This is a genomic window from Cellvibrio sp. PSBB006 (assembly GCF_002162135.1).
GTDB lineage: Bacteria > Pseudomonadota > Gammaproteobacteria > Pseudomonadales > Cellvibrionaceae > Cellvibrio.
On sequence record NZ_CP021382.1, the window covers coordinates 1,098,299 to 1,115,127 of the forward strand.

The 16,829-nt window shown below is 46.2% G+C and carries 8 protein-coding genes; 2 read left to right on the forward strand and 6 right to left on the reverse strand.

What is annotated here, in order from left to right; all coding sequences use genetic code 11:
- Window positions 1-109: 109 nt before the first annotated feature.
- Window positions 110-661, forward strand: a complete 552-nt coding sequence (locus CBR65_RS04520; protein ID WP_157671976.1) for an RNA polymerase sigma factor — start codon at window positions 110-112, stop codon at window positions 659-661.
- Complete coding sequence (locus CBR65_RS04525; protein ID WP_087465753.1) at window positions 654-1,631, forward strand: FecR family protein; 978 nt, start codon at window positions 654-656, stop codon at window positions 1,629-1,631. Before CBR65_RS04520 ends, CBR65_RS04525 begins: the two co-directional genes overlap by 8 nt.
- Window positions 1,632-1,659: 28 nt before the next feature.
- Here the strand turns inward: CBR65_RS04525 and CBR65_RS04530 are convergent, their stop codons facing one another.
- The 6 genes from CBR65_RS04530 to azu form a co-directional block, all read right to left on the reverse strand.
- Entirely contained in the window at window positions 1,660-4,524 is a 2,865-nt protein-coding gene (locus CBR65_RS04530) for a TonB-dependent receptor domain-containing protein (RefSeq protein WP_087465754.1), read from the reverse strand.
- Window positions 4,525-4,688: 164 nt separating this feature from the next.
- Window positions 4,689-5,978 carry a hypothetical protein gene (locus CBR65_RS04535; RefSeq protein WP_087465755.1) on the reverse strand — a complete coding sequence of 430 codons (1,290 nt, stop codon included), beginning with the start codon at window positions 5,976-5,978 and terminating at the stop codon, window positions 4,689-4,691.
- A gap of 567 nt (window positions 5,979-6,545) precedes the next feature.
- Entirely contained in the window at window positions 6,546-10,724 is a 4,179-nt protein-coding gene (locus CBR65_RS04540) for a hypothetical protein (protein ID WP_087465756.1), read from the reverse strand.
- 146 nt (window positions 10,725-10,870) lie between these two features.
- On the reverse strand, window positions 10,871-14,167 hold the full coding sequence (locus CBR65_RS04545; RefSeq protein WP_087465757.1) for a TonB-dependent receptor: 3,297 nt from the start codon (window positions 14,165-14,167) through the stop codon (window positions 10,871-10,873).
- A gap of 316 nt (window positions 14,168-14,483) precedes the next feature.
- The gene (locus CBR65_RS04550; RefSeq protein ID WP_087465758.1) at window positions 14,484-16,040 is read right to left on the reverse strand and encodes a PAS domain-containing methyl-accepting chemotaxis protein; all 1,557 of its coding nucleotides are present in this window, start codon (window positions 16,038-16,040) and stop codon (window positions 14,484-14,486) included.
- A gap of 251 nt (window positions 16,041-16,291) precedes the next feature.
- Window positions 16,292-16,744 (reverse strand): azurin, encoded by a 453-nt coding sequence (gene azu, locus CBR65_RS04555; RefSeq protein ID WP_087465759.1) that lies wholly within the window; start codon window positions 16,742-16,744, stop codon window positions 16,292-16,294.
- Window positions 16,745-16,829: the final 85 nt, after the last annotated feature.

Here is a 16,829-nt window from a genome sequence, read left to right on the forward strand (position 1 = left end):
CCCGCAGAAAACATCAGAAATAATGGCCAGGAAGGTAGAAAATGTCATTAAAAATGTAGTAGCTTCCGTGCCTCGCTCGCTATATACCTATCAGAGGTCGGTGCATAGAATGAACTCTCATGAACCCGCATTAGAGTACACATTTCAACGACTTTGCGATGAGAAACCAAAGTTGTTGGGCTACATCAAAAAAAGAATAAACGACAACGGTGACATTGAAGATATCTATCAAGAAGCTATCACAAGAACAACCAAACAGTTGCGTTCAGGGAATACATTAACCGACCCTGTTGGATATCTGTATCGCACGACATCAAATATTATTAATGACATATACCGAGGCCAACGAAAAGGTGATGTATCTGAGCCTCTTTCAGAAGACCTACTGTGCCACCGTCCGCTCCCCGATGAACATGTCGAGGCCCAACAACGCCTGGCATTATTTATCGAATGCCTGAATAGCTTACCCGCAGTTACGCGTAAGATTGTCATCATGCGTAAATTACATGCAAAATCTTACTCAGAAATAGCCAATGAACTGAATATGACTCCCAAAGCTGTCGAAAAGCAATTGAATCGCATACTTCGCACACTCGAAGACATGATGGAAAAACACAAGCATACAGCCTATATACGCTCCGAGAAAAAAAGCCATGCCTAACCACAACAATCTTACTCCCAGCGAAGAAAAACGTATCTATGAAGATGTGCTTCGCATAGACAGTCATTTGCCGAACGGCAATTATGATCGCTGGCTTTCGGAAAATGCTAATCGTCGAGAGAAAGATGCGTTCGTTAGAGGCATCTGGAATGACCCACAATTCACAAAAGCATTAACAATGGTTGAAAACGAGTCTGATCATAAAGAAGATAAAGCATCTGGCCCATCATTAACATTGCGTTTATCTTATTCACTTTCGGCCGCATGTATTCTTGTTTGCTTTCTTGTAATCGGCGTCATACGATTTTCATCTACCCAGGAAGCCAGTATTGATACACAAGTATTTGAAACTGCTGTGCACGAAGTACAACATAAGCAGCTTTTTGACGGCAGCATTGCTGACTTGAGCGCTAGAACCAGGCTTGATGTTCATTTTTCCGAGAAAGAGCGGCGCCTCCAACTACGGCAGGGTGAAGCCCAGTTTTCTGTGAAAAAAGATATCCATCGTCCCTTTGTGGTAGAAACCAGCCAAGCCAGGATGGAAGCCCTCGGAACCATCTTTAATGTTGACCAACGCGGAGATATTACAGAGCTTTCCGTCTTTGAAGGGAAAGTAGCCATAAGCCCACTGAAAGATCTACAGCAACAAAGGATTATATCCGCTGGAGAGCGCGTAACAGTGGCGGCAGGACTCAGCAGCGACGTCACTACATTTGACCCTGACAGTTACAAAGGCTGGAAGGATGGCTGGATTTCGGTGGAGAAAATGCCGTTATCTGAACTGCTTGTTAAACTCAATCGGTTCTCACAAACAGAATTAAAAAGTGGTGATCTCACTACCGGAAAATTGTTGGTTACAGGAAGCTTTGAGCTGAAGGAAATGGAAAAAAATATCCAGATTCTGGAGGCTCTTCACGGTCTGACGATTACGCATAACAATAATCACATCGTCTTAAAAAGCGCTTATTAATAACACTGCTACTGCGAATATGAATAGCCTAGAAAGTCGCTGATAAACGAAGAGCAAATTCCGGCTCCTTATGATAATTCAAATAGGTGCTGCTTCCTTGACGGTAGCGATAATCTTTGCCAAGAAGATTATCCACCGAAAAGGTAACGGAAGCATTCTCAAAAATTTTCCTATGAACAGAAAGATGCAGGCTATCTATCGGCGTCTGATACACAGATGGCACATCCAGTGTGCCACTCACAATGTAAAGTTCTTCACCTGAACGTTTATAAAAAAGCGATGCACCAACATCCTTCTCTCCGTTTTGGTAACGCAGCCCCAGCCCCGTGATGTAGCTTGGCTGTCCCTGTAGAGCCCGCTTTTCATTATCAGCAAAACTATCCACAGAAACACGAGAGTACAAACGGGCATAGCTACCGCTAACGTTTAGTTCATGAGCGCTCATTTCCAGAACATTGATATCCATTTCAATCTCATAACCAAACACTCTGGCCTGAGGAGCATTTTTAAATGTGTAACTGTTAAATGTTGCCCCCGGCACACCAGGGTCCAGAAAAACACCTTCAATCGCATTCTCAATGTCTTTATGAAACAGCAATACATGCAGGTTAAGCAAACCTTCCTCACTGTATGACCAATGCATATCGATGTTACTAATATCGGAGGGTTCTAGCGTTTCATTGCCCCGGATCAATATACGCGTGTCTATCTCTTCATAGTGCAAGGGAAGCAGCTCGCTCATGCCTGGCCACGCCACCGTTTTGCTATATCCGATGCGAATAGCTTGTCGTTTCCCTATACTGTACTCCGCAGAAAAGGACGGCAGAAGACGGTGTTCGTCATGCAGGCTAACCTTGGATTCCGGTGCATAATCCCACAAATCCGCTTCTACCTTGTTGTATTCCTGCCTTATACCTTGAACAAGTTGTAATCTGCCCCACAATGTGATGTCACTCAAAAAATAAAGCGCTTTATTTTTATTGCGTGCTGCATAGAAACGACCACTTAACCCCTGATCACTCTCCTGCGGCAAAACTTGATCAACCAATAGGAAACCATCTGATAACACATCTCCCACGATATACGAAGGAGAAAATATGACCGAAGGATCGGGCTGCTCCAGCAGCGCTCGGTTATCGGTGATATTTCCAACTTCTTCAAAAGAAAACAGCAAATTACTACCATCCCGCAAACTGCGCAGCTGCTCAAAACCCAGCTTTACCTCACCCGCTCCATATTGATTGTCAAAATGTTTTATAAATTGGCCACTGCTATTCAGGCTATCTTCTCTCATATCGAGCCATTTTATCTGTAACTGATCAAAACCCAGTCCGGCTTGATAGGACCGAGACTCCAATCGATTGTAGCGATAAGACATGTTATAGGGTTGATAAAATTCAGATTGTGCGGATGATAATTGCCATAGAAAAGAAAGCTCATCGAAGTAGGATATTTCATGCTTTCCATAAACCTGTTGAAATAATAATTCGAGTTCGGTCCAATGGAATAAGCTTCGTTGTTGATACTGCCCGGATTCACTCCCAAGTGTATTCAGTAGCGCTGACTCAATCCGTTCGGTGTAGCTTGTCGACTGGCGCAGCCATAAAATATTCGTTCCCAGATGATGGGTATCCAAAACACTCAAACCGCCAGCAACCAGAGCATTCACATCAATCGTATTTTCTACCCGTTCATGTTTCGATGTCCGAGAGGGATAAAGAATCGGCTGCTCTTCATCCAGACTGCGCCCATAGAGTTGGGAATCCAGATCAAGGTTTTGCCACATGTTCTTATACCCTATTGATCCCGTAACTCCCCACTTAATATCATCAGCCTGCCATGAGTGCGCGCCATTCAGATTTAAAAAAAGATTGTCTCCCGTTTCCCCCTTGTAAATGCCAAAGAGACCGGGGACTGACTCACCCGCCGCTTTACGCCTATGAGCCGCAAGGGATGACACTCCACCTTGCGTGGCGCTTTCCCGCAGAATATCCGGCAACGCTCTCGCACCATCGTCACGCCCCAGCCAATCTGAATCACCTTGGTAGCTCCTGATGCTGTCCTGCCGTGTGACGCCTTCGTGATAGCCAACCCCGATCATCGCGTTTGCAAAACTCCGATCCGGTATTCGCAGAGTCTCAATATTAACCATGCCCGCCGTTGAGTTTCCTGGCGCATCCGCATAAACCGATTTACGCAGGTCAACATGATTTAAAATACTGACGGGAAATATATCCATCGGCACACTGGTATGCGATGGCCCCAGCCCGGGAATAACACCACCATTAATCCTGACCGCCTGATAGCGCCCTTTCATGCCGCGAATAATCATGTAACGTTCCTGCTCCAACTTTACGCCAGAGGCCATCTCCAATGCAGACGCAAGATCAGTAATCCCCATCATGACAACATCATCGTATTTGATCACCACGTCAGGCTCGCCGCGATAATGGTTTTGCGGAGAAGCCGCTTGCTCTGATTGACGCATATGGCCATACACGAGAACTTCTGAATCACTTTGCGACATTGTGTTTACAGAATCCGAGTGTGGAATTAGCGGCATGGGCGCAACGATAGAGCGAGGCTTGAAGACCACCAGCGTATCCCCGATAAGCCGGTACGATAACCCCGTATTTGCAAGCAAAGCCTTGATCCATAAATCAAGTGTTTCACAACCTGCCAAAGCGGCGATTCGAGACGGCTCCACCTGCGTGGGATCAATGACAAGATGATAAGAAAATGTATCGGAAAGCTGCTCAAGTGCTTTCACAAGATCACTTGCAGGAAAAGACATGGATTTTGCGGGAGGGACACAGGGTTCGGCGCTGACAGCTTCACCACCGATGATTAGCACGAGTAATAGCAGCCAGCGAAAACGGATATTTCGATACATGATCACATCAATCCGATCGCGCTAAAACATTCGAAAATTACGAAGCTAACATCTTCTCAACACAAGGTTACAGATATGTGTCGCTAGAAATAAAAAGCGCAGGCTCGGCCTGCGCAAAACTACCACCGTGTGAATTCCGTTATCTTATATTCCAGGGCTATAAATTAATTACAACCTGGGTTGCCTTGAGCTGTGGTCCAGAATGACGCTGATGTGAAACCGGTAGCTGAGGTATTAGACGCAGGAAGCAAACCGGTAGAGTTGGAGCAGCCATACTCAATCAGAGAAAAATCAGATGTCGTTACTTGATGGTAAGTACCGGCAACGTTACAGGCAATACCACTGTAACCGGAGATAACCACATTGCTCAGACTTGCATCTGTACCTTCTTTAAAGCTAAAGGGAGAGTCGGCTGTACCGGAAAGCAAGGTTACCGATGCATTGGTAACGGTACCATGTGCACGCGGTGGTGCATCCGGATCATTCGGGTTGCTAGCCAGCTCAAAGGCATGGTCTGCACCACTCTTCTGGATAATTTGAACATTTTGGAGATTACCGGTATAGCCATGATCCCAGTCAACGCTGTCATCTTTATGGCAGGTTAGCCACAAGTTACTGACATCGACATCGCCACCAAAGAATTCAATACCATCATCCAGATTGTCATGGATGTGAACATTGTTGATGGAGGTAGTATCGTTAACGGCATAGAGAGTCAAACCGTTAATTTCGTCGCCGCTGTTGCTGTTTGGGTCCGGATCACCATCGGTGTCCACATCAACCACACTGCCACCTTCGGTGATAACCACATAATTCAAAGTACCACTACTCATGTTGGTATCAGCACCACCGCCAAAGTAGTAGGTACCAGCACTGATGCCTTCCATGGTGCAATTAGCACTTACATAACCACTGTTACACTGGTTGCTGACACCGAAGCCAGACAGAATTACACCACCCCATTCACCTTGACCGGAAAAGCCGTTATCTAAAGATGAGAAAATAATTGGCTTGATAACTTGCTCTACCTCATCCCAACCGTTTGCAGTCAATTTAGTTCCGCGCGTCATTACCAAAGCAGAGTTTTCGATTGCACCAGCAACCTTTGCGCCAGCTCCGATCACGATTTCTGTTTTGTCTACGCCGGCAGGAGTAGCTGTAGCTGATTGTCCATTACCAACTGTAACAACCTGAGGAAGTACCCACAAGATGGGCGTGGTTGAACCAGCGAAGGGCACAGTTACAGGCAGCTCAATGGTATTATTACCCACCGCAATATTGCTAGGCAATTGGCAATAACGGTAGGTACTACCATTCCAAGGATACGCAGGATTAATCAACGTTCCGTTTCCATTACAAGCAGGATGCAACCCCAGAGTAACCACAGCTGCATTAGAAAATGAAGCACCCAGAGCCATAGCTAAAAAACCAGCAGATAACATTAACTTTTTCATAACAAACTCCATTCGTTAAACAGGAATCCCGGTGTATTAACAACCAGATTACGTTCAGCCAATTTATTTTTTTTTGACGATCGTAACCTGATTATTCCGGGCGATAAGTTAACAACATTTATCAGCAGCGAGTTCGAATATTAATTAGTAAATCAACACAAAAACCAAGCTGCTGCATCCGGCCTTGACCAGACAAATTTATACTGACCTTGGTGTATGACAAATTCGCTTCAAAGGCCCGCTGGGCTTAGACTCTTATGGCGAGCGAAAGACTTACAACCAAAACAGAAACGATTAATAATTAATCTAACGGTCATACTAAAAAAATCGTTTCAAAAAATTCATCGTGTTTTACGATTTATGAACAATAGAATAAGTATTTAATCATTTTTGGAATGATCCAATGGTTACTGGGATAAAAATGATATTGTGTAGGATATTACTATACGAACTTATTTCGGTTTATTTTTCATTGTAATTTCTATACTTATAAAAAAATCCAGCTAGCTTTCACTAGCTGGATTTTAATCAGCGCGCTATCAAAAAGTAATCTTTATATATAGCGAGTTAATCGCTAATGACACCTCCATGCTCCTGCAGCAACAAGTAATCCTGACTACCCAAATAATCAGTTTGCTGAATAAAATCAGCATCGACAGTAGTGGAGGACGAATAATCTAAAGGTTTTCCACCTACAGACGCAATAGCTTCGCGAGGCATAAACGCAGCTCCCCAACCAGTAATAATTTTCAGTGCTTCTATGTCCTGATATAAACTGGGGAATACTTGATAACTAGTTGACGAAAAAACATAATCAGCAAAGGTGAGTATGGAAGATTTTTCGTCCAACGCGACGGCAGCATCAAATTCCAGGTCATCTGCAAGGTGAGTACAAGAGCTAGCCACCTGTCCAAAGACGATATCGGTCCCCACCAAAGCTGCACTGGTCTCATCCGTGGTGAAACAATAGAAAGGAGAGTACGCACCCCATTGGGTATAACTCGTACTGGCTCCAATGACAGAGTTGTATAAATATAGGCCTGAGCCATCGACGAGCTGTATCGCTGCTCGTTCCACTTGCCCCATGCCCCATGTAACAAAATCTGTGTAGTCTATCGAAATGTTCGACAAAGTGGGCTTGGAGCGAGGCAAGCGGTCTTCTTCTCCTGATGCCCCGTTATAGCCAGCAATCAACGGGGCCGAGTCAGGCTCAATGGACATAAAACCTTGTATGAACAAGTGGTGAAGCGTACCTTGATAACCGTGGTTCCAGGAAATTACAGCGCCTTCAGCTGTTGGTTCTGTGTTTAACAACTGCATGTGACCAATATTCACTGCGCCACCATCGAATCGAACTTTCTCATACTGCACAGTACCATTGCTCGTGAAGAACTTCATAAACTCTATCGAGCCGCCCTGCCCCACACTGTTGAGTTCGAGTCTGCCACCGCCCATATTTAAGTGCTTTATTAAAAGGTTGGCGTGACTGTTGTCGTAACCACCGTGATAGCCGTACTCACCTTTGATATTACAGATCTGGCTGCCAGCTTCAGCGGTGTCCGCCTCAGGGCATTGGTTGTTACGCCCAAAGCCATCAACAATCAGCCCCACCCAATCTTGACCTGCGGAGGTAATCGGTGCGACCGCCGTAGAGCCGATGACATCTAAAGAATGCTGAGAAAAAAGGGAGCCGCCCTGCCGGCCGATAAAGTTGACCGGGCCAGTCTCGTTGAGATCACGCAAGGCGGCATAATGCGGTCCACCTTGCAAATCGAGCGCTCCACCTCGCGTGATATGTAAACCGCCGTTGGCGGTAGACATCACAATGGTGGCGGGGTCAATTGTCAACACCACCGGATCATCTTTCATGGCTTGCACTTGCGCCAGATCGGTCAATTCCAGGTGGCCTTCACCGATGTGTACCATGCCGTTAAGCAACCAAACTGTCGGGAGTGGCGTGAGCAGATTTTCTTCCGTGGTAAGTGTATTGTTATAAGCCCCCGCCTTGCGACGTCCAGCTTCAATAGCCTCGCGATCTGTTCCGGTGTAATTCGTTAAATGAAAATCTTCCGTCACCGTGCCGCGCAAACTGCACACCTTGTGATGCAACGTAATGTTGCCACCCAACTCATTGGAAAATTGAGTATAGGTAAAAGAAAAATCTGCGGTATCTTCCAACACACCTTTGTAATCACATTCTGCTGCCAATTCTACAAAGACAGAATCACTCCACCCGGCGAACCAGGTATCGTTGGAATCTCTAACCGCACCCATATAATCACTGGTTAATTCCAAATATGATGCAGCCTGGCCTAACAACGCGGCATCAATAATAATGCCTGCGGGTACATCTCCTCCCGCTGCAATGAATTGGCTATCCAGTACCGCTGGTACTTCATAAACCCCGCTGGATTGTTGGGTGTAAAAGCCATAATCCTCACCGGCATCTTCTGCATCACTGGCGAGTGTCGCCGCGCAATCAAGCACAACATTGCCGAAATGAATACCTTGCGGCGCACTGGATTGCAATGCGGCAGTTGCGGGGTCGTCAATGTCAAGACAAGAGGGAAAGCCAGTCACTACTGAGTTATAAAGCAACAGTCCCGAACCTTGCTCCAGTAAGATAGCGCTTTGACTTTCATCACCGCCCACCATGGTGATATTTGCAAATACCGGACGCGAGCGTGGGCTGGCATCATGATCTGCAGTATTGTTCTGGCCGCGCAGGGCGTGCCCTTTGCTGTTATCACTTGCTTGCAAGACCGCATACTGAAGCGTGCCGGTGTAGCCTTGACTCCAATTGATCTGGTCCCCGACAACATCGGCCATAACCAGATTTTTTATATTAATGGCACCGCCGGTAATCGCTAAACCGCCCGCCGCAGAGCCGGTAATATCCAGATGATTTATTTGACTGGCTGCATTCACCTGATTGAGTGTCAACGCTGGTGAGTTTGCTCCAGCTTCCATTATGCGTAGATAACTGACGTCTACCAACGACTGTTGCGCTAACTCGCACAATGCTGATGTGTTACAGGTGTCCGCGATGCCGTTAATGGTAATTCCGCCCCATTCGCCAGCACCATCCAATCCTGTATCTATCGAGGAAATAGTGGCTGGGGAATTACGCGAGCCGCGTACGCGCAACGTCACACCGGGATTTACCACTAGTGATGCACCTTCCCGCGCAACAATTTTTGATTGGCCATTTATGACCAGTTTTTGTGGTGAACTTAACTGTTCCAGTTGCTGCTCCTGGCTTAAGCCAGAAAAACTTTCTCCAAAGGTGACGTTACCTTTAAGCGCCCATGCGATAAGCACATCGTTAATATCATCATCAAAGGTAAAATTGTTAGTGATCACACCGCCCAATTCACAAATCTGGTAGGTTGCCGAACCGAATTGGACGGTTTCATCCAGCAGTGTGCCCACACCAAAACAGGCATCGTAATAAAGCCCGAATTCGTATCCCGCCACGACTCTCACATTACCTGACGCACCACCAGGAAAACCGTCGGTCAATACAATGGATGGATCTCCGAGCGCTAGCATGGGCGTTAAATCAGGATCATCTTCATAATAATTGGTGGCGCTTGCAATAATCTGGGCCGCGTAATTAATACCATCTGCAGCCGGCGCTCCCGATTGCCCACAGAAAAAGACACTGTTGCTGATTTGTGTATCAGTAGCCGAAGCGTCAGCTTGCAAGCACGAGTTAAATCCCTGAATCACGACATTAGAAAGCTGATGGCCACCTGACAATTCAATGGCCGTACCCGCCGTTAAGCCTTTATCAACCAGTGTGATATTTGTAAGCTCAATTACGTTCGAATCCGCATCGCCAAGTTCACCTTTAAGCGCCGCGTAATCTGCACTGGAATGAAAAATAATGCTGTCGGCAATAGAACCACTAAACCCATTTTTCCAGACCATAGCGTGACCAGCATTCTCCATCGCCACACTGGACACACGGCCATTACCACCATTCAACTCAAGACCATGGGTTCCGCTATAGAAGACCCCACTGGGGAAATTGATTTGCGATTGTAGAGGCGCATTGATCACAACGGCAGCCTCTGGTTGAGGCTTGCCTGAGACAGTCCCACCCGCTTCGGCGACAGCGCCTTGGAAGCCCATTGGGCTACGCGTTGATTCCAGCAGGTAGTTTTCGCTTTCCTCTTTCGATAAACCACCGTAATAACCCCAAGGACCTTCAATATTGCATAACTTATCGGCGCTTGTATCGGCCGGGCAGTCCGGGTGGTAGCCCCAGGCATTCACAACAACGCCACCCCACTCTCCACCACCGACTTGATCATCATCAATTGAGCGGATAGTGGTATTGGAATTGACGACACCGTTGCGGTGAACGATGACCAAGGTATTTTCTCGGGCATATAAGTTTACGTTGTCGCCGCCGAGGCGAGTAACTGGCTCCTCTTCAAGTTCAGCCAATGTCGCGTAGCGTTTGCTTTCGCCTATTTCGTATGTGCCATCCAGCACCCAGGCCAGAGGTTGGTATTGATGGGATGTCTTCAAACGGATATCCAAAACGTTCTCGGGAAGTTCTGTGTCAAGAAGGCAAGCCTGGGTTTCAACACCGTTGATTATCACAGCTTCCGTCGGCGTTCCAACAACTCCAACGGTAGGCAATTCGCACTGCTCTAACGAAACATCGAAAGGCGGGTCTTGCGCCAGCTCATTGGAAACATCACCCCCGCCACATGCTGCCAACAGCAGCGTCATACTTAGCCCCAGTAGGTTCCGTTTGAAAGACTTGCCCATGTATAACTCCGAAGCCATACAAGATTTTGGGATGTTCATAGTCACACCTTTACAATTGATAAATGTCAGCGGCACTTGTATGCGCCAAAGGTTTAATGCCGTGCTATTTAAAATCGGTAATCTGCCGTTAGCTTGAACCGCATACCTGGTTCGTAGCTCAAAAAAGGAACGTCTTCAAATTCAAATACTTGCGATTTTTTATCATCCAGAATATTTTCAGCGGATAAGGAAAAAGACAGATCATTAAGAAATCTTTTGGTATAAATTAGTTTGAGATCATCAAATGGTTCGGCGTATACGTTACTGACATTTTGACCCACAGCGGGTGTCACCACTGTCAACTCTTCACCTTTACGATTGAACACTAAGGTTAATTCTTGATTGGTATCAATATGGTCGTAACCTATCTGGAGGTTAACGATATAATCCGGCTGCCCTTGCAGCGGACGATTGCGATCATATTCTTTATTGTCTTCTGGCAGATTAACTTCAGACACAATGTCGGTATAGTTAAACTGAACAAATAATCCATGGTCGTCATCTTGCCCAAAAGTAAACTCCCTACGCATATCAACTTCCCAACCACTTACTTCAGCAGACTCAACATTACTGAATGTGTAGTAATCATAATCGTCACCTAAGCTATCAAATACATTTTCGATCGCATCCTTAAGCTCTTTATGGAAAAGAGCAAACGTCACCGACTCTGTATCGGAGGGGTACCACTCCAACCTGAAATCATAATTATCAATATCAGCCGGTCTAAGATCAGGATTTCCGAGATAAGTGGTTAAGTTCTCAATATCACGAAATCGGCGAGGCAAGACTTCAAAAACTTCCGGCCAACTAACCGTCTGTGAATAAGCCGCTCGAAGCTGCCAGGCATCATTAAATAGATACGTCAGTGTTATCGAAGGGAGAACTTTGTCTTCATCCAGTAAATCGAATAAAGGCTCTGGACTATAAGTGTATTGGTCTGCGCTAATATCAAGTGCTTCATAACGAGCACCGATATTGATCCTCATTTTTTCCTTGATGTTTATATCTGCCAGAAAATAATACGCGTCCGAGTTTTGCTCAACAAGGTAGTGAGAACCACGGTCAATGCCAAAATCATCTTCTGGCGCAATTCCTCCCGACGAGATGGTAAAACCATTTTGCGACAATCCACCGACGATATATTCTGGAGAAAGAACGATTGCTGGGTCTGGACTCTCCAACACTTCCTGCGGTAAATTTTCGCCCCCAGTGTAACGCCAGTTATACCTATAACCATTACGCTCACGTTCTAATATATATAAACCGGATTTCAACACGGCAGATATTGGATTGCTTTCGCTAATCGGCAAACTTAAATCCAGACGATACCCGGAGTTTTCTTCTTCCATGTTTTCCCAAAGAGAATAGTTTGTACCGCTTGTCGACGCTTGAAACTCCAAACTGTCATAGTCCCTGTTGCCCACCCAGGAATACATTTTAGCGTCCGGCCGGTCATACTCTGATTGTGCCTGCATAATTCGCCAATCAACGTCCAGATCACCAAAAAAGGCAGAACTTCCCTGATTATCGAATAAATCAAAACGATCCTTACCCCATACCTGATTACTGATTAACTCCTCTTCGATCCAATCAATAAAATCAGATTTGGATCGCTCGATATAATCCCAGGTGTCTGGTGTACCAGCAGGCATACCATCTTCATCTACATTCCTTCTTACAAGATACGAATACCTCGATTCAGCAGAATTTGTGGTGTGCCGCATGAGGATATTATTCAACCCGAATGAATGATCCTCATTCAGCTCCCAAACCATATTTAACATGCCACTTACATCAACGACATTGTCGGTATCATGAGTAACGTTTCCTGAGTCCAGGTACACCTCTTTCTCATCACTTATTACTCCATCACCACTGGGAGGGGTAACCAGATTAAAATGGTATTGTGTTTTTTCATTGTTACTCCACTTATTACCATAGCGAAAGGCACCAATTACACCGACTTTCTGAGATCCTACATCCCAAGACTGCCCTCCGCTTAGACTGAAAGATACATCACCCAATGGCTCGCCTTTATAAATCCCATAATGGTTAAAAGATTCACCAAGTGATTCTTTTTGCTCAGGTGATACCTGATCACCGGTACTTATTAGATAAAAATCTTTCATCGCCTTTGCTTCATCGGGCAGATCGCGAAAGCCATCGTCATAACCCAGAAAATCCCTGTTACCACCATCCACCATAATGGCGTCATCGGTATGTGCATCACCATAGCCAAATGAATAAGATATTTTGAAGAACGGCTCATCCGGAACTTCCTTGGTGCTCATATCAATATGGCCTGCTGTTGCATTGCCGGGAACATCAGCCGATGCGGTTTTTTGCAAGGACAAGCCTTTCATGATAGTTGCAGGAAAAATATCCAACGGCAGATCACGACGCCCTGGATCAGTGCTTGGCAGGATCACACCATCAAAATAGGTTGACTGGTAGCGGCTTTTCATACCGCGCACAATGGCGTAGCGGTCGTCTTCCAGACTCACACCCACGACGCGCTTGATTGCACCGCTGATCATGCTGTCATCAAAGCGAGCGCTCTGGGCGAAGTCGATACTGTCTAACACCGACGAAGACATTCGTTCAAAATCAATCGGATTATTGGGCCGATAGGTTGCAACGATAAGCATTTCTTCGAGCACAGGGCCGGTGTTGATCGTGGTATTTTCAACCCCATCAATTTTGTTCGCGGAGAGATCTACATCCACAGCAAGTTCTAATTTAGGTAGCACCCGCACGCCACCGAGCAATCGGCTTTGAAAGTCCGGATGTTCAATCCGCAATTGATAGACACCGGGCATTAAATCCAACTCAAAGGTGCCATAGCGATCCGAGCGAACAGTATCGCCAGTCTCCACAATCGTTATATTCGCATTGCGGACAGGCATCCGTTTGTTATTACTGGTGAGCATACCTTTGATAAGGCCTGTCGCCAGATCGGGGGAGGCTCCTGTTTTTATGGTGGCAACTTTTTTTCCATTAACTTGCTGCTCAACCTGAACATCTTCAAGCGCTACATGTTGTACGGAGGTAAAGGGTTTTGCTTGATTGGAATCGCTCACAACCGCAATAAAAGCCGCTTCAGTCTCATCCACAGAAAAATTTACTGGAATCGTCTCACTCCCAAGACCGATTTCCAGTTGATGAACACCACTCCCAATATTCTCAAGCCAAATACCCTCTTTTACAGCAAGATGTCCTACCTCACGCCCGTCAAGCAGAACACGGACATTTTCTGCAGGTTTACCATCCACAAGAATATCCAGCTTTATCGCCGCAGCATTGGCCTGCGTCACCATGAGAGCACCTATCAGGCTCCCCAATAACTTTCGTTTTACGTTTAGCATCGTAATCCCCAGAACGCTTTAATTTAAAATGGAGTGAAGCCGTCGCTGCCTCTTCAGCTAACAAAGAGTAAGTCCACGCAGGTGATGTACCGATGGATAAATAAAACGACAACCTATGCAATGACGTGAAACGAATGCCTTGGCGACATTAATTTTTGAGGAATTGAATTATTTTCAGGAAGTATTGGATTTTTTTAAAAATTATCTGGCGGACAGGGGAATTGAAATATTACTTTAATATGGAGTAGTTAAAGTGCTAGAGATTGGCTTGAACGCTGAGCACATCAACTTCCTTGTCATGAACTCAGGCACCCCATTATTTACGCTTAAATCGAACCACTAACTCATGCAGTTCATTGGACACAGACTTTAATTGACTGATGGACATTGCGGTGTTGTTGACTGCATCTTCGCTTTCATTCACAAGATCAGAGATATTACTGATTTGCCGGTTTACGTCTTCCACAACATGAGCCTGTTGATCGACAGCAGTCGCCATTTGGGTCGACATCTGGGCAATTTGATTAACAGCTTCATTAATACCGTTCAGAGCTTTAGTACTCTCACTTACCTTAACGGCGCCCTGCTCTGCATCTTCCAGCCCTTTTTCCGCTACCTGGACTGCTGATGAAGCCTCAGTCTTGAGTGCTGAAACGATGTTGTAAATTTCTTTGGTAGAGTCCTGGGTGCGACGGGCTAAATGTCTGACTTCGTCGGCGACTACGGCAAACCCGCGCCCTTGATCACCAGCTCGTGCTGCTTCGATTGCCGCATTAAGCGCTAGTAAATTCGTCTGGTCTGCAATCTGTTCAATGATTTGTGCAGCCTGGGAAATATTTTGCGTTTGCTGCGCAACACCAGTCACCGACTCACTGATGCGATGAACGGTTTTGCGCAGCTCATCAATAGACATACTCGCACTTAACGCCAATTGATTACCGTGATTGGCAAGTTGGCTGGCCTCATCAGCATGCTGGGCAGTATCCGAAACGTGCCGGGATACCTCACTGATGGTAGTAGTCATCTGGTTCATCGCTGCCGAAACCTGAATAGTTTCCGCTTGCTGGCGCTCTACTTTTTCCACCATCAGGGTCGTCAGCGCTTCGCCCTTGTCAGACTCAACTGATACGGCCGATGCCGCGTGCTCGATGCGGGTAATGACTGCACCCAAATGCGCTTCCTGACTGAGGATAGCAACCTTGACCTTACCCAGAACACCAGTGGAGTCGGTATAGGTCACGGTAGCCAAATCGTGAGAAAAGGCTTTGGACAGCATCTCGTTCAGCGAAGCAAACATCTGTTTCCTGCTGATCGAACTCCATACGGCATACGCAATGGTAGTAGCCACCAACACAATACCAGCCAAGCTTCGGTATCCGACAATAAAGGCAATCAGTGAAACGAGAAAGCCCGCAACCAGCAGGATATTTTCAGCAGATATTTTAGGGCCCACAGAATAGCCTTTACCCTCCAGCAGCGAAGGGTAAAGTTTTGACGCCCGCGCGACGTCCTCTGCTTTCGGGCAGGAACGAACTGATTCGTAGCCTACAACTTTTCCATTCTGGGTAACGGGAGTCACATAGGCATCCACCCAATAATAATCCCCGTTCTTGCAGCGGTTTTTTACCAAACCCATCCAGGGTTTGCCGGCTTTTAAATGCTCCCACATGATCTTGAATGCATCCGGCGGCATTTCAGGGTGCCGGACAATGTTATGGGGCTGTCCTATAAGTTCTTCGCGACTGAAACCGCTCACCTCAACAAACTCCCGGTTGCAGTCCAGGATCGTGCCTTGGGTATCCGTGACGGAGATCAATTTGACGTGAGAAGGGAAACGGCGCTCATTAGCCGTTATGGGGAGGTTCTTTCTCATCCGATAAAGCCCTGTGGTGGTAAAAATCCATGCACCGATACCGAACTGTCAATGACAGCTTGGTACCTCAGTTACAGGATAGTTCAGGACTTTTGGAATGCTTCAATTTTCAACTAACTATTTATTCAAATAGCCGCCAAACCCTATTCAAGCGGAGTATCGCGCCAAAATTCCTTGCGCGATATCTCATACCTCATACTTATAACAAAGCCAGCAGCAAGAACCGCCGGCCCGTTAGCGTCTGAAAACAATCAGGAACCCAATGACACCGAGCCTTGCATCAAACTGATATGACCTGGAAAGGAGCAGAAGAAAGTGTAGTCTTCACCTGCCTGCAATTTATTCACGCTGAAGGTCATTGAGGTCTTTTCACCGCCGCCGATGATGTCGGTAAACGCAATAACGCGCTCATCGCCGGGTTTTACGTAGTTGTTCTCCAAACCCGCTCCGATAGCATCGCTGGCCACCGCGCGCGCATCAGCCGTTTTGGTGATCACGACATTGTGCCCCATGATATTTTTTGCCAGTTTGCCGGAATGCGTAAGGTTGACGGTGAACTCCTTACAGGATTTATCAATCACGATCTCGCTTTGATCGAATTTCATGGTGTCAGTGCTATCGATAGTTACACTGCAATCATCAGCTGCAGCCTGCATGGCCAGGACAGTGAGTAAAACAGGGGTCATCAGGTATTTCATCTTCATGGATTAATCTCCGCTGAGGTTACACAAACGAGAGGGGAATTTCGCCCGTGAGGATTCCCTAAATACGATCAGTTGGCAATCAGTA